Origin of the sequence: Bradyrhizobium sp. SBR1B (assembly GCF_014198205.1) — a bacterium.
Taxonomy (GTDB): Bacteria; Pseudomonadota; Alphaproteobacteria; order Rhizobiales; family Xanthobacteraceae; genus Bradyrhizobium.
Genome location: NZ_JACIHC010000007.1, coordinates 345,070 through 365,675 on the forward strand (window position 1 = coordinate 345,070; position 20,606 = coordinate 365,675).

Consider the following 20,606-nt stretch of genomic DNA (forward strand, 5'->3'; position numbering starts at 1 on the left):
CGGGGAGCTCGGTGCCAGCGCCGTTTATTATGCGCGAACCGAAATCGCCAGGAACTCCAGTATGTCTCGCCAGGACGCGAACGCAGCCTTTGCCCTGTCATCCTTTTTGCAGGGCACCAACGCCACCTACATCGACGAAATCTACGCCCGCTACGAGAAGGACCCGTCCTCGGTCGACGCCGAGTGGCAGGAGTTCTTCAAGAGCCTGAACGACCAGCCTTCCGACGTCCGGAAGAATGCCGAAGGGCCGTCCTGGGAGCGCGACCACTGGCCGCTGACCCCGCAGGATGACCTCACCTCCGCCCTCGACGGCAACTGGGCCGAGGTCGAGAAGGCGGTCGGTGCCAAGATCGCCGCCAAGGCGCAGGCCAAGGGGGGTGACAAGGGCGCCGGCCTCTCCTCCGCCGATCTGCTCCAGGCGACGCGCGACTCCGTCCGCGCCCTGATGCTGATCCGCTCCTACCGCATGCGCGGTCACTTCCATGCCAAGCTCGATCCGCTCGGCATCGAAGCCCAGCGCAACCGCGAAGAGCTCGATCCGCGTACCTACGGCTTCAGCGAAGCTGATTTCGACCGCAAGATCTTCCTCGATCACGTGCTCGGTCTCGAATACGGCAGCTTGCGCGAAATCACCGCGATCTGCGAGCGCACCTACTGCCAGACGCTCGGCGTCGAGTTCATGCATATCAGCAATGCCGCGCAGAAGGCCTGGATCCAGGAGCGCATCGAGGGTCCGGACAAGGAGATCTCGTTCACCCGCGAAGGTCGCCGCGCCATCCTGATGAAGCTGGTCGAGGCCGAGGGCTTCGAGAAATTCTGCGACACCAAGTTCACTGGCACCAAGCGCTTCGGTCTCGACGGCGCTGAATCGCTGATCCCGGCGCTCGAGCAGATCATCAAGCGCGGCGGCAATCTCGGCGTGAAGGAGATCGTGCTGGGCATGCCGCATCGCGGCCGCCTCAACGTGCTGACGCAGGTGATGGGCAAGGCGCACCGCGCCCTGTTCCACGAGTTCAAAGGCGGCTCGGCCAACCCCGACGCGGTCGAAGGCTCCGGCGACGTCAAATATCACCTCGGCGCGTCCTCGGACCGCGAGTTCGACGGCAACCGCATCCATCTGTCGCTGACCGCCAACCCCTCGCATCTCGAGATCGTCGATCCCGTCGTGCTCGGCAAGGTCCGCGCCAAGCAGGACCAGCACGGCGATCCGCCCGACATGCGCATCTCGGTGATGCCGCTCTTGATGCACGGCGACGCCGCGTTCGCCGGCCAGGGCGTGGTGGCCGAGTGCTTCGGCCTGTCCGACCTGAAGGGCTACCGCACCGGTGGCTCCGTGCACTTCATCGTCAACAACCAGATCGGCTTCACCACCTATCCGCGCTACTCGCGCTCCTCGCCCTATCCGTCGGATGTGGCGAAGATGATCGACGCGCCGATCTTCCACGTGAACGGCGACGATCCGGAAGCCGTGGTGTTCGCGGCCAAGGTCGCGATCGAATTCCGGCAGAAATTCCATAAGCCCGTCGTCATCGACATGTGGTGCTATCGCCGCTACGGCCACAATGAGGGTGACGAGCCGGCATTCACTCAGCCGGTGATGTACAAGCGGATCGCGGCCCATGCCTCGACCCTCACCCTCTACTCCAAGCGCCTGATTGCCGAAGGCGTGGTCACCGAGGGTGAAGTCGACAAGCTGAAAGCCGACTGGCGCGCGCGGCTCGACGCCGAGTTCGAGGCCGGCACCTCCTACAAGCCGAACAAGGCCGACTGGCTCGACGGCAAGTGGTCCGGCTTCAAGATCGCCGATCAGGAAGAGGATGCGCGGCGCGGCGTCACCGGCGTTGATCTGCCTGTTCTCAAGGACATCGGCCGCAAGATCACCAAGGTGCCGGATGGTTTCCGCGTCCACCGCGCCATCCAGCGCTTCCTGGAAAATCGCGCCAAGGCGATCGACGGCAACGCGGGCATCGACTGGGCGACCGGCGAGGCGCTGGCGTTCTGTACGCTGCTCCAGGAAAACCACCACGTCCGCCTGTCCGGACAGGATTCGGAGCGCGGCACCTTCTCGCAGCGCCACTCGGTCCTGATCGACCAGGAGGATGAGAGCCGCTACACGCCGTTCAACCATCTCGGCCACGAGCAGGGCCATTACGAGGTCATCAACTCGCTGCTGTCGGAAGAAGCCGTGCTCGGCTTCGAATACGGCTACTCGCTCGCCGAGCCGAACACGCTGACCCTCTGGGAAGCCCAGTTCGGCGACTTCGCCAACGGCGCGCAGGTCGTGTTCGACCAGTTCATCTCCTCGGGCGAGCGCAAATGGCTGCGCATGTCCGGCCTCGTCTGCCTGCTGCCGCACGGCTATGAGGGTCAGGGACCGGAGCACTCCTCGGCGCGCCTCGAGCGTTACCTGCAGATGTGCGCCGAAGACAACATGCAGGTGGTCTATCCGACCACGCCGGCGAACTACTTCCACGTGCTGCGTCGCCAGCTTCATCGCGAGATCCGCAAGCCGCTGATCGTGATGACGCCCAAGTCGCTGCTGCGTCACAAGCGGGCAGTGTCGCGCATCGAGGAACTGGCGAAGGACACGACCTTCCACCGCATCCTCTATGATGACGCCCAGATGCTGCCGAACGAAGCCGTCAAGCTCGTGCCGGACGAGAAGGTCCGCCGCATCGTGCTGTGCTCCGGCAAGGTCTATTACGACCTCTACGAGGAGCGCGAGAAGCGCGGCATCGACGACATCTATCTGATGCGCGTCGAGCAGCTCTATCCGGTGCCGCTGAAGGCGCTGGTGGCCGAGCTGTCGCGCTTCAAGAAGGCCGAAGTGGTGTGGTGCCAGGAAGAGCCCCGCAACATGGGTGCCTGGCACTTCATCGAGCCCTATCTGGAATGGGTGCTGAACCAGGTGAACGGCGCGAGCCGGCGTCCGCGTTATGTCGGCCGCGCCGCTTCCGCCGCGACCGCTACTGGTCTGATGTCCAAGCATCAGGCACAGCTGAAGGCGTTCCTGGACGAAGCACTGAGCTGAACTTTTTAAACTGCGTCATGCCCCGCCTCGTGCGCAACCAGCGCACCGGGGCGGGGCATCCGGTACGTCGCGATGTCCGTGCAGTGTACGAACGTCCGGCTTGCCGGATGGCTTGCTTTTCGCGGGCCATTGACGACCGACTTATGACCGCACCGGCGATCCCTTAAGGAAAAGACCATGACTGAAATTCGTGTGCCGACGCTCGGCGAATCCGTCACCGAGGCCACCATCGGCCGCTGGTTCAAGAAGGCCGGCGACCCCGTCGCCGTCGACGAGCCCTTGGTAGAGCTCGAGACCGACAAGGTCACCATCGAGGTCCCGGCGCCCTCCGCCGGCACGCTGAGCGAGATCATCGCGGCCGATGGCGCGACCGTCGCGGTCGGCGCGCTGCTCGGACAGATCACGGAAGGCGCCGCAGGCGCCGCCAAGCCCGCCGCCGCACCCGCCAAGCCCGCCGCTGCCGCTCCTGCCGGCGCCGCTGCTTCCGCGCCGGCGCCTAGCGCGCCGAAGGCGCCGCCGGCCGACGCGCCGCTCGCCCCCTCCGTGCGCAAGCTCTCGGCCGAGACCGGCGTCGATGCCTCTACCGTTCCGGGCTCCGGCAAGGACGGCCGCGTCACCAAGGGCGACATGCTCGCCGCGATCGAGCGTGCGGCCTCGGCGCCCACCCCGGTGAACCAGCCCGCCGCCGCCGTGCAGGTGCGTGCGCCGTCACCGGCAGACGATGCTGCCCGCGAAGAGCGCGTCAAGATGACCCGCCTGCGCCAGACCATCGCGCGCCGCCTCAAGGACGTGCAGAACACCGCGGCGATGCTGACGACCTTCAACGAGGTCGACATGACCAACGTGATGGCGCTGCGTGCCCACTACAAGGATGCGTTCGAGAAGAAGCACGGCTCCAAGCTCGGCTTCATGGGCTTCTTCACCAAGGCCGTCGTGCAGGCGCTGAAGGATATCCCGGCGGTCAACGCCGAGATCGACGGCACCGATTTGATCTACAAGAACTACTACCACATCGGCGTCGCCGTCGGCACCGACAAGGGTCTCGTCGTGCCCGTGGTGCGCGACTGCGACCACAAGTCGATCGCCGACATCGAGAAGGGCATCGCCGATTTCGGCCGCCGCGCCCGCGACGGCCAGCTCAAGATCGACGAGATGCAGGGCGGCACCTTCACCATCACCAATGGCGGCATCTACGGCTCGCTGATGTCGACCCCGATCCTGAACGCGCCGCAATCCGGCATCCTCGGAATGCACAAGATCCAGGAGCGGCCGATGGTCGTCGGCGGCAAGATCGAGGTCCGCCCGATGATGTATCTGGCGCTGTCCTATGATCACCGCGTCATCGACGGCAAGGAAGCCGTCACCTTCCTGGTTCGCGTCAAGGAGAGCCTGGAAGATCCGGCGCGCCTAGTGCTCGATCTCTGATCCCTGATGCTCTGCGAGCGCCGTCGCCATTGGCGGCGGCGCATGTCGAACCATGGAGGCGCGCATGACCGATAAAGTCGTTGTCATCACCGGCGGCAGCCGCGGCATCGGGCGGGCGACCGCGATCGCGGCGGCCGCGCGCGGCTTCCGCGTCGTGGTCGGCTATGCCAGCAACAAGAAGGCCGCCGACGAGGTGGTCGCGCAGATCGAGGCCAGCAACGGCAAGGCGATCGCGGTGAAATGCGATGTCGCCGAGGAAGGCGACATCCTCGAGCTGTTCAAGGCGGCCGACAAGTTCGGCACGTTAGGGGCGCTCGTCAACAATGGCGGCATCGTCGGCCAGAGCGGCGTGCGGGTCGACGAGATGTCGGCCGAGCGCATCCAGCGCGTGCTCGCGGTCAACGTCACCGGCTCCATTCTCTGCGCGCGCGAGGCCGTGAAGCGGATGTCCACCAAGCACGGCGGCAAGGGTGGCGTCATCGTCAACCTGTCTTCGGTCGCGGCGCGTCTCGGCGCGCCCAACACCTATGTCGACTATGCCGCGTCCAAGGGCGCGATCGATTCCTTCACCACCGGCCTCGGCTATGAGGTCGCGGGAGAAGGCATTCGTGTCGCGGGCATCCGGCCGGGCCTGATCGATACGGAAATTCACGCCGCCGGCGGCGAGCCCGACCGCGCCCATCGTCTGGCCCATATGGTGCCGATGAAGCGCGTCGGCACCGCCGATGAAATCGCCAATGCCATCGTCTGGCTGATGTCGGACGAGGCTTCCTACATCACCGCAGCAACTCTCGATGTGTCCGGCGGACGCTGACGCGCCGCGCGGACGCTGACACATCCCCATCACGCTAAACCTACGGGACTTTCTCTCATGGCTACCTACGATCTCGTCGTCATCGGCACCGGACCGGGCGGTTATGTCTGCGCGGTGCGCGCAGCCCAGCTCGGCATGAAAGTCGCCGTGGTCGAAAAGAACGCAACCCTCGGCGGCACCTGCCTCAATGTCGGCTGCATGCCGTCGAAGGCGCTGCTGCACGCGTCCGAGATGTTCGAGGAAGCCGGGCACTCCTTCGCCAAGATGGGCGTGTCGGTGTCCTCGCCGAAGCTCGATCTTCCCGCGATGATGAACTTCAAGCAGCAGGGCATCGACGGCAACGTCAAGGGCGTCGAGTTCCTGATGAAGAAGAACAAGATCGACGTGCTCAAGGGCACCGGCAAGATTTTGGGGACCGGCAAGGTCGCGGTCTCCGCCGACGGCAAGTCGCAGACGATCGAAACGAAGAACATCGTGATCGCGACCGGTTCGGACATCGCGCGCCTCAAGGGTATCGAGATCGACGAGAAGCGCATCGTGTCCTCGACCGGCGCGTTGTCGCTCGACAAGGTGCCCGGCAAGCTCTTGATCGTCGGCGCCGGCGTGATCGGCCTCGAGCTCGGCTCGGTCTGGCATCGTCTCGGTGCCGAAGTCGTCGTCGTCGAATTCCTCGATCGCATCCTGCCCGGCATGGACGGCGAGATCGCCAAGCAATTCCAGCGCATCCTGGAAAAGCAGGGCTTTGCGTTCAAGCTTGGCGCCAAGGTCACCGCCGTCGACAATTCAGGCAAGACGCTGAAGGCGACGATCGAGCCCGCCGCCGGCGGTGCCGCCGAGACGCTGGAAGCCGACGTCGTTCTGGTCTGCATCGGCCGCGTGCCCTACACCGACGCGCTTGGCCTGAAGGAGGCCGGCGTCGCGCTGGACAATCGCGGCCGCGTCCAGATCGATCCGCATTTCGCCACCAGCCTGAAGGGCGTCTATGCCATCGGCGACGTCGTCGCTGGGCCCATGCTCGCTCACAAGGCCGAGGACGAAGGCGTGGCGGTGGCCGAGATCATCGCCGGCCAGTCCGGCCACGTGAACTACGACGTGATCCCAGGCGTCGTGTATACCACCCCGGAAGTGTCCTGCGTCGGCAAGACCGAGGAGGAGCTGAAGCAGGCGGGCACAGCTTACACTGTCGGGAAGTTTCCCTTTACCGCCAACGGCCGCTCCAAGGTCAACCAGACCACTGACGGCTTTGTGAAGATTCTCGCAGATGCGAAGACCGATCGCGTGCTTGGCGTACACATTATCGGCCGCGAGGCCGGCGAAATGATCCATGAAGCGTGCGTTCTCATGGAATTCGGCGGCAGTGCGGAAGATCTCGCGCGCACCTGCCACGCGCATCCGACCCGCTCGGAGGCGATCAAGGAAGCCGCGCTTGCAGTCGGCAAGCGAGCCATCCATATGTAGCAACGCGCCCAGCGCCAAATCGGGCGGGGAACACATGCTGCGCCGCCTTCTTCAACCGGTCTGGGTCCTGCTTGCGATCATCTTCCTGATCGAAGCCTGGCTGTGGGACCATCTCGAACCGATCGTTGCAAAGGTCGTCGCGGCTGTCCCGCTCGCACGTTTCAAGCAATGGCTGACGGAGCGCGTCGATGCGCTGTCGCCGGCCATGACGCTGATCGTGTTCGCGGTCCCCATCGTCCCGCTGTTTCCGCTCAAGCTGGTCGGCCTGTGGCTGCTCACGCATGAATACTGGACCAGCGCGGTCTTCACGATCGTTTTCGCGAAGCTGCTCGGCGTCGGCGTCACCGCCTTCGTGTTCGACGTGACGCGCGACAAGCTTTTGGAGATGCACTGGTTCGAGCGGATCTACGATCTGGTGATGAAGGTCCGCGCCAAGGCGCACCTGCTGGTCGACCCGATCAAGCGCCGTATCCGCGAGCTGATCGCCGGCAACGGCGAGGGCTGGTCGTCACGTACGCTGCGTGTGATCCAGCGTTTCAGGAAGAGCGTGCACCAGGCGCGGTAGCTGCCCGCACATTCAGTCTCTCACCGTCACCCTGAGGTGGCCGCTTCTTCAGCGGCCCTCGAAGGGCGACGGCCCGTCTGCATCTCGGCCGTTCATCCTTCGAGGCTCCGGGCGCAGCGCTGATGCACTGCGCTCCTCGCACCTCAGGATGACGGAGTTGGTGCAACGCTGTTGCACCAATCAATGCAAATGCACCAGATGCGGCCACCACAGGCCGAGGCTGGTCATGAGCAGGCCGGCGAGCGTCAGGATGCCGGCGACATAGGCCAGCGCGAACATGCCGGTGATGATGGTGGCCGAGGCCAGCACGATGCCGATCTGGAAGGCGGCCGACGCCAGCTCGAAGTGATGGTATTTCGCGGTCGCCTCGTCGCGCTCGTGCTCGGCATGCTTGGCCTTCTCGGCGAGCTGCTCGGTGCCTTCGCCGGTCTCCGGCTCGGAGCGGTAGCGCTGCGCGGTCTTGGTCCAGTCGTCGACCTGCTTCTGCACCGCGGGCTTCTGCGCCTCGTCCGCGCCGGCGAGCGCGAGCTTGCCCTGCTCGGCGGCGGTGATCACCACGGTGCGGCGGATGCTCTTGGCCTGGAAGAACGCCCAGAGATTGGCGGCCTCGACGTTCTTGCTGATCGATTCGGTCTGGGCGCCCTTGCCGAGCGTCTCCGAGATCGCCAGGAACAGCGCCAGCACGGCAATCAGGAGCGCGATCTTCTTGTTCGAGCCGGACGCGTGCTCGGCGTGCTCGGCGTGCTCCATGCTTTCATGTGCGCTCATCAGTCTCTCCTGCCTCGGTTCCGCAACGATTGACCGAACCGCGCGGCCTGCGCAAGAGGCAAGGCAGTTATGACGTCAGTGTGTCAGCGCCAATTCGTCAGCGTCTTGGATGCGCGCTGGCATAGACTTCCAGCAGTCGCTCTGAATCGATGCCGGTATAGATCTGCGTGGTCGAGAGCGAGGAATGGCCGAGCAATTCCTGGATGGCGCGCAGGTCCCCGCCGCGTGACAGCAGATGCGTGGCAAAGGAATGGCGCAGCGCGTGCGGCGTGGCGCTGTCGGGCAGGCCGAGCGCGCCGCGCAGCCGCTCCATCGCGAGCTGGATGATGCGCGGGCTCAAGGGACCGCCGCGCGCGCCGACGAAGATCGGGCCCTCGGCGGGCAGCGGATACGGGCACATCGCGACATATTCCTGAACGAGCTCGAGCACGGTCTGCAGCACCGGCACCATGCGGGTCTTGTTGCCTTTGCCGGTCACGATCAGCACGTCGCCCTCGCCGGGACGCGGCACCTCGCGGCGCTTCAGGCCCAGCGCCTCGGAGATGCGCAGGCCGGAGCCGTACAAGAGCGCCATCACCGCGGCGTCGCGCGCCAGGATCCAGGTCTCGCGATCCTCGCCAGCCCGCTCGTCGGCATCGGCAAGGCGCTTGGCCGATGCCATCGGCAACGGCTTTGGCAAGGTCTTGGCCACCTTCGGCGCACGGATCGCCGAGAGTGCGCCGACCTTGCCCTTGCCTTCGCGCTCGAGGAAGCGGCCGAAGGAGCGCAGCCCGGCGAGCGCGCGCATCAGGCTGCGGCCGGCAATGTCGTCGGCGCGGCGCATCGCCATGAAGGCGCGGACGTCGGTGGCCTCCAACGCCGCGAAGCGCTTCAGCGTCACGCGTTCGCCCCAATGGCTGCAAAGGAAATCCAGGCACTGCCTCAAGTCGCGGCCATAGGCTTCCAGCGTCTTCGGCGACAACCGCCGCTCGGCGCCGAGATGCGACAGCCAGCGCGTCATCTCCTGCGCGATCGAGGGATCGGCGCTGGCGAGCTCGATTTGTGGGGCGACGGCTTTGCTCATGCGCACTGGACGTGGTGATTCCACCCAGTATATCGCATCACATCCGTTTATCGTTCGCTAAGGCCGCCGCAGGGCGCTAGCCTTGAGGCCCCGGTTCCGATTCTTCGTTCATGGATCACACCTCGCGCAGCACCACCGCCCCCACCAACGCGACCGGCATGGTCGACGTGCTGGTGCCGGTCGCGCTCGACCAGACCTATTCCTACAAGGTGCCGCGCGGCATGGAGCTGAAGGCGGGCGATCTCGTCGCCGTGCCGCTCGGGCCGCGTGAGGTGTTGGCCGTGGTCTGGGGGGAGAACGCCAATCCGGATCCGCGCCTGCACAACCGTCTCAAGGAGGTCAGCGAGAAGCTCGACATCCCGCCGCTCAAGCCCGAGCTGCGGCAGGTGGTCGACTGGGTCGCCAATTACACGCTGAGCCCGCGCGGCATGGTGCTGCGCATGTGCTTGCGGATGGGCGAGAATCTCGGCCCCGAGCGGGTGCGTCCCGGCGTGCGTCTGGTCGGCGACCCGCCGAAAAGGCTGACGCCGGCCCGGCAGCGCGTGATCGAGGTGTTGTCGGACCGGCTGCTGCACGGCAAGTCCGAAGCGGCCAAGGAAGCCGGCGTCTCCTCGGGCGTGATCGACGGGCTGGTCGACGAAGGCACGCTCACGGTCGAGCCGATGCCGCCGCCTGCGCCGCCGCCTGTGCCCGATCCGGATTTCGGCCGGCCGGATTTTACCCCGCTGCAGCGCGCCGCGGTCGACACGATGCGCGCGCTCGCCGCCAACGGCACCTTCCACGTCGCATTGCTCGACGGCGTCACCGGCTCCGGCAAGACCGAGGTCTATTTCGAGGCGATCGCGGAAGCCATCCGCCGCGGCAGGCAATCGCTGATCCTGATGCCGGAGATCGCGCTCACCGGCCAGTTCCTCGATCGATTCGCGCAGCGCTTCGGCGTGCGGCCGATCGAATGGCATTCCGAGCTGACGCCGCGCACCCGCGCGCGCAACTGGGCTGCGATCTCCGGAGGCAGCGCGCCGGTCGTGGTCGGCGCGCGCTCGGCTCTGTTTTTGCCCTACGCCAATCTCGGCCTGATCGTCGTCGATGAGGAGCACGATCAGGCCTACAAGCAGGACGAGGGCGTACATTATCATGCCCGCGACATGGCGGTGGTGCGCGCGCATATCGCCAAGATTCCGGTCGTGCTGGCGTCTGCGACACCGTCGGTCGAATCCGAGGTCAACGCGCGCAAGAACCGCTATCAGCGCATCGCGCTGCCCTCGCGCTTCGGCGGCCAGCACATGCCGCATATCGAGGCCATCGACATGCGCCGCGAGCCGCCGGCGCGCGGCCGCTTCATCTCGCCGCGGCTGGCCGGTGAAATCAGAGGCGCGATCGAAAAGCGCGAGCAGGCGCTGCTGTTCCTCAATCGCCGCGGCTATGCGCCGCTGACGCTGTGCCGCGGCTGCGGCCACCGCTTCGCCTGCACCATCTGCGATGCCTGGCTGGTCGATCACCGCTTCCGCCAGCGCCTGGTCTGCCATCATTGCGGCTTCTCGATGCCGCGGCCGCATCTCTGTCCGAACTGCTCGGCCGAGGAATCGCTGGTCGCGGTCGGCCCCGGCGTCGAACGCCTGCAGGAGGAGGCGGCCGCGCTGTTTCCGCAAGCCCGCACCATGGTGCTGTCGAGCGATCTCATCACCTCGATCGAGACGATGCGCTCCGAGCTTGCCGAGATCGCGGAGGGCCGCGTCGACATCATCATCGGCACGCAGCTCGTGGCCAAGGGTCACAATTTCCCGCGGCTCAATCTGGTCGGCGTGGTCGATGCGGATCTTGGCCTGTCCAACGGCGATCCGCGCGCGGCGGAACGGACCTGGCAATTGCTCAACCAGGTGATCGGCCGCGCCGGGCGCGAGCAGGGCCGCGGCGTCGGCTATCTCCAGACCCACCAGCCCGATCATCCCGTGATGAAGGCGCTGATCGCCTGCGACCGCGAGGCTTTTTACGACAGCGAGATCGATCTGCGCGAACGCACGCTGTATCCGCCGTTCGGCCGGCTCGCCAGCCTGATCATCTCCGCCGGCGACCGCCCGAGCGCGGAAGGTCTCGGCCGCCGCCTCGTCGCGCTCGCCCCGCGCGACGAGCGCGTGGTGGTGCTCGGCCCGGCGGAAGCGCCGCTCGCCGTGATCAAGGGCCGCTACCGCTTCCGCATCCTGGTGAAATCGGCGCGCGGTTTCGACCTCTCGGACTATTTGCGCAATTGGCTGGCGGTGTGTCCAAAGCCGACCGGCAATCAGAAGCTCGAAGTCGACGTCGATCCGCAGAGCTTTTTGTAGGAGCCACGCGCATTCGTAGGGTGGGCAAAAGCGCGCGTCTTCGTTCGAAGAACGAAGGCGTAAGCGTGCCCACCACTGACATTGGTGGGCACGCATCCGCCGCCGCTCTGCGAGCGCCGGAGAATGCTTTGCCCACCCTACGGCAGCTGCGCTCCGCCCGGGCTACGACGTGCCATAAAAAAAGCCCGCGGTCCCCCAAGACCGCGGGCTTGTTTCATGCGCGCATCAAACTGATGAAAACTGCGCGCGCTCGATGAGACGCTTTATCGCGCCTTAGGAGACGACTTCCGCGGTGACGCGGCCGACGCCGCGACCCGTGAGGCCGATGGCGCGGGCAGCGCCCGTGGAGAGGTCGAGAACCCGGCCGCGAATGAACGGGCCACGGTCATTGATGGTGACGACGACGCTCGAGCCGCCGTGGGTGACGCGCAGCTTGGTGCCGAACGGCAGCGAACGGTGCGCCGCGGTCATAGCATTCTGGTTGAAGCGCTGGCCCGAGGCCGTGCGGCTGCCGGACTCGTTGCCGTAAAAGGAGGCCATGCCGGAGAAGCTGTGGCCCGTGCCCGAGGTCGGCGTCATCGACGCATTGGCGTTGCGCCAATCGGAGGTCGCGTTGGTATCGGTCTGAGCGTGGTGGCGGTGATGATGATGCCGGTGATGCCGGGATTTGGCGGAAGCTTCGGTGGCAGTTCCACCGATGAGAAGAGTTGCGGCAATGAAAGCGATCGCCGTGCGCGGCCGGGTCACAAAGCCCAGCGTCTTCAAAGACAGCATTTAGTGGTCCCTAAGCTAGTATTGCCACACATGCGGCTAGTGGAGCCCCCATCAGTTTGTGAGCGGGTTGGCGTTTCGATTCCTAATGAGGCGTGAATTGGGCAGTAAATCCATTCTGTGTCGTCATGAAATATCTTGTTACCGGTACGAGATATTCAGCCGATGCCCCTTAATCTTCGCCTTTAACGATTTGTTAACCTATTGATTACTTGCAAATACTGTAAAAGCGAAGTGATGACCTTGAGCATTTAGAATTGGGTAAGTATTCGGCGAGTGGAGCCGGCAAGGCTGGAATCACGCCTCAGCGATCCGTGTTCATGGCCGCTATGCGCTGAGGGCAGGAACCAAAGACGGGGATCGCGGCGAAGCCCGCGACAACTCCGTCGCGCGGCAGGTCGTCACCCAAGGAGGTGATCAAGTCCTAGCTACGGTCCTCCGACCCGGCGGGATCGATGCATCCAGCGTGCGACGAACTGGCGACAGAACCTCGTGCCTTTAATTTGGCGTCATGTTGCACCTGCGCGCCTGCTATGTTAGCAAAGCCGCGATTTTAACGGATCCGGCACGTCCCGTGTCGGCCGGAAATCGAAGTCCCGCTTGAATTCCAAGGGCTTGGATCGCTTGGCGCCGCTTTGTGGCGACGGTTTTTCCCTTGCGAGTTTGACAGCAAAAAGAGCGCGTCTGTGGCTGCAGAAGATACGTCCGTTTCAGGTGTGTCCGGCCGTTATGCAACGGCCTTGTTTGAACTGGCCCGCGACCAGAAAGTGGTCGACGAGGTCAAAGCCGATCTCGAGAAATTCGAGGCCATGCTGAACGAGAGCGCCGATCTGAAGCGCCTCGTCCGCAGCCCGGTTTTCGCAGCCGATGCCCAGTCCAAGGCCCTTTCGGCCGTGCTGGCCAAGGCCGGCATCGCCGGCATCACCGCCAATTTCCTGAAGGTCCTGACCGCCAATCGCCGCCTGTTTGCGGTGGTCGACGTCATTCGCGCCTACCGGGCCCTGGTCGCCAGGTTCAAGGGCGAGGTGACGGCCGACGTCACCGTGGCGGAAACGCTTTCGGACAAGAATCTCGACGCCCTCAAGGTTGCCCTGAAGTCGGTGACCGGCAAGGACGTCGCGCTCAACGTGAATGTCGATCCCTCGATCATCGGTGGCCTCGTCGTCAAGCTTGGCAGCCGCATGATCGATAGTTCGCTTCGCACCAAACTCAATTCGATCAAGCACGCGATGAAAGAGGCAGGCTGATGGACATCCGCGCCGCGGAAATTTCCGCGATCCTCAAGGACCAGATCAAGAATTTCGGCCAGGAAGCTGAAGTCTCCGAAGTCGGACAGGTGCTGTCCGTCGGCGACGGTATCGCTCGCGTCTACGGTCTGGACAACGTCCAGGCCGGCGAAATGGTCGAGTTCGAGAACGGCACTCGCGGCATGGCGCTGAACCTCGAAACCGACAACGTCGGCGTCGTGATCTTCGGCGGCGACCGTGAGATCAAGGAAGGCCAGACCGTCAAGCGCACCCGCGCCATCGTGGACGCGCCGGTCGGCAAGGGCCTGCTCGGCCGCGTCGTCGACGCGCTCGGCAATCCGATCGACGGCAAGGGCCCGATCCAGGCCGACAAGCGCATGCGCGTCGACGTCAAGGCGCCCGGCATCATTCCGCGCAAGTCGGTGAGCGAGCCGATGGCGACCGGCCTCAAGGCGATCGACGCCCTGATCCCGATCGGCCGCGGCCAGCGCGAGCTGATCATCGGCGACCGTCAGACCGGCAAGACCGCGATCGCGCTCGACACCATCCTGAACCAGAAGCCGCTCAACGCGCAGCCCGACGAGAACATCAAGCTGTACTGCGTCTACGTCGCGGTCGGCCAGAAGCGCTCGACGGTTGCCCAGTTCGTGAAGGTGCTGGAAGAGCAGGGCGCGCTCGAATATTCGATCGTCGTCGCCGCCACCGCGTCGGATCCGGCGCCGATGCAGTACATCGCGCCGTTCACCGCCTGCACCATGGGCGAGTTCTTCCGCGACAACGGCATGCACGCGGTCATCATCTATGACGATCTGTCCAAGCAGGCCGTCGCCTACCGCCAGATGTCGCTGCTGCTGCGCCGCCCGCCGGGCCGCGAAGCCTATCCGGGCGACGTGTTCTACCTGCATTCCCGTCTGCTCGAGCGCGCGGCCAAGCTCAGCAAGGATCACGGCTCGGGCTCGCTGACCGCACTGCCGGTCATCGAAACCCAGGCCAACGACGTGTCGGCCTACATTCCGACCAACGTCATCTCGATCACCGACGGTCAGATCTTCCTGGAAACCGACCTGTTCTTCCAGGGCATCCGTCCCGCGGTGAACGTCGGTCTGTCGGTGTCGCGCGTCGGCTCCTCGGCGCAGACCAAGGCCACCAAGAAGGTCGCCGGCAAGATCAAGGGCGAGCTGGCGCAGTACCGCGAAATGGCGGCGTTCGCGCAGTTCGGCTCCGATCTCGACGCCTCGACCCAGCGCCTGCTGAACCGCGGCTCGCGCCTGACCGAGCTCCTGAAGCAGCCGCAGTTCGCGCCGCTGAAGATGGAAGAGCAGGTCTGCGTGATCTGGGCCGGCACCAACGGCTATCTCGATCCGCTCCCGGTCAACAAGGTGCGCGCGTTCGAGGACGGCCTGCTGTCGCTGCTGCGCGGCAAGAACGTCGACATCCTCAATTCGATCCGCGACACCCGCGACCTCTCCGACGACGTGGCTGCCAAGCTGAAGTCGGTGGTCGAAGGTTTTGCGAAGAGCTTCGCTTAAGCGTCGTCATGGCCGGGTCTTCCGGCCATGATCGCTTCGCGAGAGGCAAGACAATAAGAAGCGTGCCCGGCGCCCGGCCGGGCATTGCGATCGGGACAGGCTAGCGGTCCGACGTATCAGTCGAACCGCCGGGGTGAACGAGAATGGCGTCACTTAAAGACATGCGCGTGCGCATCGCCTCCACCAAGGCGACGCAAAAGATCACCAAGGCCATGCAGATGGTCGCGGCGTCCAGGTTGCGCCGCGCCCAGCAGGCGGCCGAAGCTGCGCGCCCCTATGCCGACAAGATGAGCGCGGTGATCTCCAACATCGCCAGCGCTGCTGCCGGTTCGCCCGGCGCGCCGGCGCTGCTTGCCGGCACCGGCAAGGACCAGGTCCACCTGCTGCTGGTCTGCACCGGCGAGCGCGGTCTGTCCGGTGCGTTCAACTCCTCGATCGTGCGTCTCGCGCGCGATCGTGCCCAGGCGCTGATGGCGCAGGGCAAGGAAGTCAAATTCTTCTGCGTCGGCCGCAAGGGCTATGAGCAGCTCCGCCGCCAGTTCGACAAGCAGATCGTCGAACATCTCGACCTGCGCAGCGTTCGTCAGCTCGGTTTCGTCAACGCCGAGGACATCGCCAGGAAGGTGCTGGCCCGTTTCGAGAACGGCGAGTTCGACGTCTGCACGCTGTTCTATGCGCAGTTCAAGTCCGTGATCGCCCAGATCCCGACCGCGCAGCAGATCATTCCGCTGGTCGTGGAAGAGAAGGCGGCGAACGCGCCGTCGACGTCCTACGAATATGAGCCGGAGGAGGACGAACTCCTTTCGGGCCTGCTGCCGCGCAACATCGCGGTGCAGATCTTCCGCGCGCTGCTGGAGAACACTGCTTCGTTCTACGGCGCGCAGATGAGCTCGATGGACAACGCCACCCGCAACGCCGGCGAAATGATCCGCAAGCAAACCCAGATCTACAACCGAACCCGTCAAGCCCAGATCACCAAGGAGCTGATCGAGATCATCTCCGGCGCCGAGGCGGTCTGACGCACGAACTCAACGACGGTCGTTCAAGTAAAGAATTTCGAAGGAGAGCTTCATGGCTACAGCAGCTAACCCGGTCGGTCGCGTCACCCAGGTCATGGGCGCCGTCGTCGACGTTCAGTTCGAGGGCCACCTCCCGGCCATTCTCAATTCGCTGGAAACCAAGAACGGTAACATCCGCCTCGTGCTGGAAGTTGCGCAGCATCTCGGTGAGTCCACCGTGCGCACGATCGCGATGGACGTGACCGAAGGTCTGGTGCGCGGCCAGGAAGTGACCGACACCGGCCAGCCGATCCGCGTTCCCGTCGGCGAAGGCACGCTCGGCCGCATCATCAACGTCATCGGCGAGCCGATCGACGAAGCCGGCCCGGTCAACGCCGAAGGCCTGCGCCCCATCCATCAGGACGCGCCGAGCTACACCGACCAGTCGACCGAAGCTGAAATTCTGGTCACCGGCATCAAGGTCGTCGATCTTCTGGCTCCCTATGCGAAGGGCGGCAAGATCGGCCTGTTCGGCGGCGCCGGCGTCGGCAAGACCGTGCTGATTCAGGAGCTGATCAACAACGTCGCGAAGGCGCACGGCGGTTACTCCGTGTTCGCCGGCGTCGGCGAGCGCACCCGCGAGGGCAACGACCTCTATCACGAGTTCATCGAATCCAAGGTCAACGCCGATCCGAAGAATCCGGATCCGAGCGTGAAGTCGAAGTGCGCGCTGGTGTTCGGCCAGATGAACGAGCCGCCCGGCGCCCGCGCCCGCGTCGCGCTCACGGGTCTGACCATCGCGGAAGACTTCCGCGACAAGGGCCAGGACGTGCTGTTCTTCGTCGACAACATCTTCCGCTTCACCCAGGCCGGCTCGGAAGTGTCGGCGCTGCTCGGCCGTATTCCTTCGGCGGTGGGTTATCAGCCGACGCTCGCCACCGACATGGGCGCGCTGCAGGAGCGCATCACCACCACCCAGAAGGGTTCGATCACCTCGGTGCAGGCCATCTACGTTCCGGCCGACGACTTGACCGACCCGGCGCCCGCGACCTCGTTCGCGCATCTTGACGCGACCACCACGCTGTCGCGTTCGATCGCCGAAAAGGGCATCTATCCGGCGGTGGATCCGCTCGACTCGACCTCGCGCATGCTCTCCCCGCTGGTCGTCGGCGAGGAGCACTATGCGGTTGCCCGTCAGGTCCAGCAGGTGCTGCAGCGCTACAAGGCGCTCCAGGACATCATCGCCATTCTCGGCATGGACGAGCTTTCGGAAGAGGACAAGCTGACGGTGGCACGCGCCCGCAAGGTCGAGCGCTTCATGTCGCAGCCGTTCCACGTCGCCGAAATCTTCACGGGATCGCCCGGCAAGTTCGTCGAGCTCGCCGACACCATCAAGGGCTTCAAGGGCCTGGTGGAAGGCAAGTACGACCACCTGCCCGAAGCTGCCTTCTACATGGTCGGCACGATCGAAGAAGCCGTCGAGAAGGGCAAGAAGCTGGCGGCGGAAGCGGCCTAAGGCGCGAATGGCGAATGGGGAGTAGCGAATAGACGCGCTGCTCTCTTCGCCACTCGCCATTCGCTACTCACCATTCGCAGGTACACCATGGCTACCTTCCACTTCGATCTCGTCTCTCCGGAAAAGCTCGCGTTCTCGGGCGAGGTTGATCAGGTCGACATCCCCGGCGTCGAGGGGGATTTCGGCGTGCTGGCAGGGCATGCGCCGGTCGTGGCTGCGATCCGTCCGGGCATCCTCACCATCACCACGGCTGGCCGCCATGAGAAGGTCATCGTGCTCGGCGGTCTCGCCGAAGTCTCCGAAAAGGGCCTGACCGTGCTCGCCGACGTCGCGACGTCGCTGGCCGAGCTCGACCGCGCCCAGTTCGCGGCGACCATCTCGGAGATGGAAGAGGGGCTGAAGGAGCACGAAGGCAGCGAGCTCGATCAGGCGATCGAGCGGCTCGACCACTTCAAGAGCATCCAGCAGCAGCTCAACTCGACGGCTATGCACTAAGCCCCGGGGCACCGCTCCGGGGCTCGAGCGAGAACCCTGCAAGACATTCCCTGACCAAGTGCAGCGCTCGTCACACCCGTGGCGGGCGCTGAAACTTTGTTGCACCGTGTTACCGATCGCGGCATTCTGCCCTGCGAATTTGTCCCCGGGGCGGGTCGCAGATGAAACGCAAGATCGCAGCGATTTTCGCAGCCGATATTGCCGGTTACTCGAGACTGGTTGCCGAAGACGAGGAGGAGACGCTGCGGCGTCTGGCCTCCTATCGCGAGGTCGTCGACGATTTCATCGCCAGGGCCGGCGGGCGCATCTTCAATACGGCGGGCGATGCCGTGCTCGCGGAATTCCCGAGCGCGGTCGATGCGGTGCGTTGCGCGATCGACATCCAGGAATCCTTGCGGACCCGTAACATGGCCTATCCGCCGAGCCGGCAGATGTCGTTCCGCATCGGCATCACCATCGGCGACGTGGTCGAGCGCGACGGCGATCTGCTGGGCGACGGCGTCAACATTGCGGCGCGGCTGGAGGGTCTCGCCGAGGTGGGCGGCATCTGCGTCTCGCGCGCGGTGCATGAGCAGGTCGCCAACAAGCTCTCGGTGCAGTTCGCCGATATCGGCGCGCAGGAGGTCAAGAACATCCCGACGCCGGTGCATGCCTACATGGTGGCGATGCGGCGCGAGGACGGCAGCTATAGCAAGCCGCAGCTGAAGAAGGCGGCTTCCAAGGTGGCCGCAGCACCGGTGTGGATGTGGCCGCTGGTGGTCGCCGTGGTCTCGGTCACCGGCATCGGCGTCACCGGCTTCCTCTACAACACCAAGCTCAAGCAGACGGCGAATGTCGCAGCGACGCCGGCCGCAGCACCAAGTGCGACTCCAAGCGCGGCGCCGACTCAAATGGTGAAGACGCCGATGATGCCGATGACCGCGCCGAATGCCGGCGCTGCGATGGCGCCGATGCCTGCGCCGTCACCATCGGCCGCGCCGATGGCCGGCAAGTTTGCGGCCGACAGCGTTCCCTTCATCAACGAGCGCGTCCGCAACTACCTTGCCGGCGACTATTCCGCGGCCGGCGACTACAAGGCTTTCGCGCTCAATGTCGGCGGCTTCACCGGCTCGGCCCTGAACCAGCCGAACGAGGAGGCCGCGCGCAACACCGCGATCGAGCAGTGCCAGAAGCGTGCCGAGGCCGCGCAATCGCCGCGGCGTTGCGAGCTCTATGCGGTCGGCAACAACGTCGTCTACGCGCACGGCAAGCCGCCGATGCCGCCGTCTCCCTATTTCCGGCACGACGCCATGACCGAACGGACCTTCGCATCGAAGGATTTTCCGATGGTGCGCGACCCGCAAAAGGTCCGGCTCGAGAACATGTTCGTGCCGGCGGCGAAATCCCGCTCGGTCGCGCTCGGCCCCGGCGGACAATATTTCATGGTGCTCGGCGCCGCGTCCGCCGAAGATGCCGCGCGCCGTTCGCTGGAGTCGTGCGGCGCGATCGCCGGCGTTGCCTGCCTCGTGGTCGCGATCGACGACAATTTCGTCGTGCCGATCCCGACCCTGTTCAGGATCACCGGCTTCTTCAACGCCGCCTCCAACGCCTCGATCGTGGCGGATGCGCGCGGCGAGGTCGTGCGCAAGCTCGGTGACGGCATGGGCTGGAATGCGGTCGCGGTCGGCACCGCGGGCCGACCGGGCCTCGGCCTCAAGGCCGCCGACGAGCAGGCCGCCGTCTCTTCCGCGCTATCCGACTGCGCCAAGCGCGACAGCGACTGCCACGTCATCGCACTCGGCCCGTTCACGGTGGGGCCGATTAATTAGGGTGATGCGATAAAGGCCCCACTGGCGCGCCGACACAGGTGCGTTCCCTCCCCCTTGTGGGGGAGGGGTAGGGAGAGGGGTAGCCCAGCAAAAAGGTGCGAGTTGTTGTCGATGCGCCGAGGCGATCCCGGGCGGATAGAATCCCCGTGTGGTACCCCTCTCCCCGACCCTCCCCCACAAGGGGGGAGGGAGCGAGATAGCGGGGCCCCTCACGCAAATGTCCGCCAAAATTTCTCCAAACATTTCAAACCCCATTCTACTGTGCATGGGGTTGTTTTCGCGGTTTTAGTTTGCGAAGGCCGCGAACTGCTGCGCGACGGCCTGATAAACCTCACGTCGGAACGGCACCACGACGTCGGCAACACGATCCAGACGCTCCCAGCGCCAGGCATCGAACTCCGCGGGCTGGCCGTTGCGCGGCGTCAGCGGGTCGATCTCGTCATCCTTGCCGGTGAAGCGCAGCGCGAACCATTTTTGCCGCTGGCCGCGAAACTTCGCGAGGCGATGCGCCTGCGGTCCGTCGTAGGGCGGGAATTCGTAGGTGAGCCAGTCGGTCTCGCCGAGATAGTCCGCGCTGACGACGCTGGTCTCCTCCCAGAGCTCGCGCATCGCGGCATCGCGCAAATTCTCGCCGTCGTCGACGCCGCCCTGCGGCATCTGCCAGTCGAGGCCGGGCAGGATGATCTCGGGTCCGTCGCCCTTGAAGCGATGGCCGATCAGCACGCGGCCTTCGGTGTTGAAGAGGGCGATCCCCACGTTGGGGCGGTAGGGTTTTTCATTCGTCACGCGTCAATCTC

General features: G+C 65.0%; 16 protein-coding genes. 12 read left to right on the top strand and 4 right to left on the bottom strand.

Annotated features, from left to right (window positions below):
- Positions 1 to 61 precede the first annotated feature (61 nt).
- The 5 genes from GGD61_RS20950 to GGD61_RS20970 all read left to right on the top strand — a co-directional run bounded on the left by GGD61_RS20950 (position 62) and on the right by GGD61_RS20970 (position 7,293).
- Positions 62 to 3,031, top strand: a complete 2,970-nt coding sequence (locus GGD61_RS20950; RefSeq protein WP_183231068.1) for a 2-oxoglutarate dehydrogenase E1 component — start codon at positions 62 to 64, stop codon at positions 3,029 to 3,031.
- A 177-nt stretch (positions 3,032 to 3,208) separates the two neighbouring features.
- Positions 3,209 to 4,456 carry a 2-oxoglutarate dehydrogenase complex dihydrolipoyllysine-residue succinyltransferase gene (gene odhB / locus GGD61_RS20955; RefSeq protein ID WP_092261429.1) on the top strand — a complete coding sequence of 416 codons (1,248 nt, stop codon included), beginning with the start codon at positions 3,209 to 3,211 and terminating at the stop codon, positions 4,454 to 4,456.
- A 64-nt stretch (positions 4,457 to 4,520) separates the two neighbouring features.
- Positions 4,521 to 5,270 carry an SDR family oxidoreductase gene (locus tag GGD61_RS20960; RefSeq protein WP_183231069.1) on the top strand — a complete coding sequence of 250 codons (750 nt, stop codon included), beginning with the start codon at positions 4,521 to 4,523 and terminating at the stop codon, positions 5,268 to 5,270.
- 57 nt (positions 5,271 to 5,327) lie between these two features.
- Positions 5,328 to 6,728: a dihydrolipoyl dehydrogenase gene (gene lpdA / locus GGD61_RS20965; protein WP_092261427.1), complete on the top strand. Its 1,401-nt coding sequence runs from the start codon at positions 5,328 to 5,330 to the stop codon at positions 6,726 to 6,728.
- 34 nt (positions 6,729 to 6,762) lie between these two features.
- Positions 6,763 to 7,293, top strand: a complete 531-nt coding sequence (locus GGD61_RS20970) for a hypothetical protein (protein WP_092261426.1) — start codon at positions 6,763 to 6,765, stop codon at positions 7,291 to 7,293.
- A 180-nt stretch (positions 7,294 to 7,473) separates the two neighbouring features.
- Here the strand turns inward: GGD61_RS20970 and GGD61_RS20975 are convergent, their stop codons facing one another.
- Positions 7,474 to 8,061 carry a DUF4337 domain-containing protein gene (locus tag GGD61_RS20975; protein WP_018318863.1) on the bottom strand — a complete coding sequence of 196 codons (588 nt, stop codon included), beginning with the start codon at positions 8,059 to 8,061 and terminating at the stop codon, positions 7,474 to 7,476.
- A gap of 97 nt (positions 8,062 to 8,158) precedes the next feature.
- On the bottom strand, positions 8,159 to 9,124 hold the full coding sequence (locus GGD61_RS20980) for a tyrosine recombinase XerC (RefSeq protein WP_092261425.1): 966 nt from the start codon (positions 9,122 to 9,124) through the stop codon (positions 8,159 to 8,161).
- Positions 9,125 to 9,234: 110 nt separating this feature from the next.
- Between GGD61_RS20980 and GGD61_RS20985 the strand changes: the two genes are divergently transcribed.
- Positions 9,235 to 11,445: a primosomal protein N' gene (locus GGD61_RS20985; RefSeq protein ID WP_092261424.1), complete on the top strand. Its 2,211-nt coding sequence runs from the start codon at positions 9,235 to 9,237 to the stop codon at positions 11,443 to 11,445.
- Between the two features lie 273 nt (positions 11,446 to 11,718).
- Here the strand turns inward: GGD61_RS20985 and GGD61_RS20990 are convergent, their stop codons facing one another.
- Positions 11,719 to 12,219, bottom strand: a complete 501-nt coding sequence (locus GGD61_RS20990; protein WP_018318860.1) for a septal ring lytic transglycosylase RlpA family protein — start codon at positions 12,217 to 12,219, stop codon at positions 11,719 to 11,721.
- A gap of 683 nt (positions 12,220 to 12,902) precedes the next feature.
- Between GGD61_RS20990 and GGD61_RS20995 the strand changes: the two genes are divergently transcribed.
- From GGD61_RS20995 to GGD61_RS21020, 6 genes are all read left to right on the top strand, one after another.
- Complete coding sequence (locus GGD61_RS20995) at positions 12,903 to 13,463, top strand: F0F1 ATP synthase subunit delta (RefSeq protein WP_092261423.1); 561 nt, start codon at positions 12,903 to 12,905, stop codon at positions 13,461 to 13,463.
- A complete protein-coding gene (gene atpA / locus GGD61_RS21000) occupies positions 13,463 to 14,992 on the top strand; it encodes a F0F1 ATP synthase subunit alpha (RefSeq protein ID WP_018318858.1) in 1,530 nt (509 codons plus the stop codon). Before GGD61_RS20995 ends, atpA begins: the two co-directional genes overlap by 1 nt.
- Positions 14,993 to 15,135: 143 nt before the next feature.
- Positions 15,136 to 16,011, top strand: a complete 876-nt coding sequence (locus GGD61_RS21005) for a F0F1 ATP synthase subunit gamma (RefSeq protein ID WP_018318857.1) — start codon at positions 15,136 to 15,138, stop codon at positions 16,009 to 16,011.
- Positions 16,012 to 16,063: 52 nt separating this feature from the next.
- Entirely contained in the window at positions 16,064 to 17,506 is a 1,443-nt protein-coding gene (gene atpD, locus GGD61_RS21010) for a F0F1 ATP synthase subunit beta (protein ID WP_018318856.1), read from the top strand.
- Between the two features lie 87 nt (positions 17,507 to 17,593).
- Positions 17,594 to 18,001 (top strand): F0F1 ATP synthase subunit epsilon, encoded by a 408-nt coding sequence (locus GGD61_RS21015; RefSeq protein ID WP_018318855.1) that lies wholly within the window; start codon positions 17,594 to 17,596, stop codon positions 17,999 to 18,001.
- 161 nt (positions 18,002 to 18,162) lie between these two features.
- Complete coding sequence (locus GGD61_RS21020) at positions 18,163 to 19,809, top strand: adenylate/guanylate cyclase domain-containing protein (protein WP_092261422.1); 1,647 nt, start codon at positions 18,163 to 18,165, stop codon at positions 19,807 to 19,809.
- 285 nt (positions 19,810 to 20,094) lie between these two features.
- On the opposite strand, the gene GGD61_RS21025 is transcribed toward GGD61_RS21020, so the two are convergent.
- Positions 20,095 to 20,595 (bottom strand): RNA pyrophosphohydrolase, encoded by a 501-nt coding sequence (locus GGD61_RS21025; protein WP_092261421.1) that lies wholly within the window; start codon positions 20,593 to 20,595, stop codon positions 20,095 to 20,097.
- Positions 20,596 to 20,606: the final 11 nt, after the last annotated feature.

Excerpts from the sequence above, each read along its gene's own strand:
- GGD61_RS20950 (WP_183231068.1), top strand. The coding sequence starts at position 62 with ATGTCTCGCCAGGACGCGAACGCAGCCTTTGCCCTGTCATCCTTTTTG.
- odhB (WP_092261429.1), top strand. The coding sequence starts at position 3,209 with ATGACTGAAATTCGTGTGCCGACGCTCGGCGAATCCGTCACCGAGGCC.
- GGD61_RS20960 (WP_183231069.1), top strand. The coding sequence starts at position 4,521 with ATGACCGATAAAGTCGTTGTCATCACCGGCGGCAGCCGCGGCATCGGG.
- lpdA (WP_092261427.1), top strand. The coding sequence starts at position 5,328 with ATGGCTACCTACGATCTCGTCGTCATCGGCACCGGACCGGGCGGTTAT.
- GGD61_RS20970 (WP_092261426.1), top strand. The coding sequence starts at position 6,763 with ATGCTGCGCCGCCTTCTTCAACCGGTCTGGGTCCTGCTTGCGATCATC.
- GGD61_RS20975 (WP_018318863.1), bottom strand. The coding sequence starts at position 8,061 with ATGAGCGCACATGAAAGCATGGAGCACGCCGAGCACGCCGAGCACGCG.
- GGD61_RS20980 (WP_092261425.1), bottom strand. The coding sequence starts at position 9,124 with ATGAGCAAAGCCGTCGCCCCACAAATCGAGCTCGCCAGCGCCGATCCC.
- GGD61_RS20985 (WP_092261424.1), top strand. The coding sequence starts at position 9,235 with ATGGATCACACCTCGCGCAGCACCACCGCCCCCACCAACGCGACCGGC.
- GGD61_RS20990 (WP_018318860.1), bottom strand. The coding sequence starts at position 12,219 with ATGCTGTCTTTGAAGACGCTGGGCTTTGTGACCCGGCCGCGCACGGCG.
- atpA (WP_018318858.1), top strand. The coding sequence starts at position 13,463 with ATGGACATCCGCGCCGCGGAAATTTCCGCGATCCTCAAGGACCAGATC.
- GGD61_RS21005 (WP_018318857.1), top strand. The coding sequence starts at position 15,136 with ATGGCGTCACTTAAAGACATGCGCGTGCGCATCGCCTCCACCAAGGCG.
- atpD (WP_018318856.1), top strand. The coding sequence starts at position 16,064 with ATGGCTACAGCAGCTAACCCGGTCGGTCGCGTCACCCAGGTCATGGGC.
- GGD61_RS21015 (WP_018318855.1), top strand. The coding sequence starts at position 17,594 with ATGGCTACCTTCCACTTCGATCTCGTCTCTCCGGAAAAGCTCGCGTTC.
- GGD61_RS21020 (WP_092261422.1), top strand. The coding sequence starts at position 18,163 with ATGAAACGCAAGATCGCAGCGATTTTCGCAGCCGATATTGCCGGTTAC.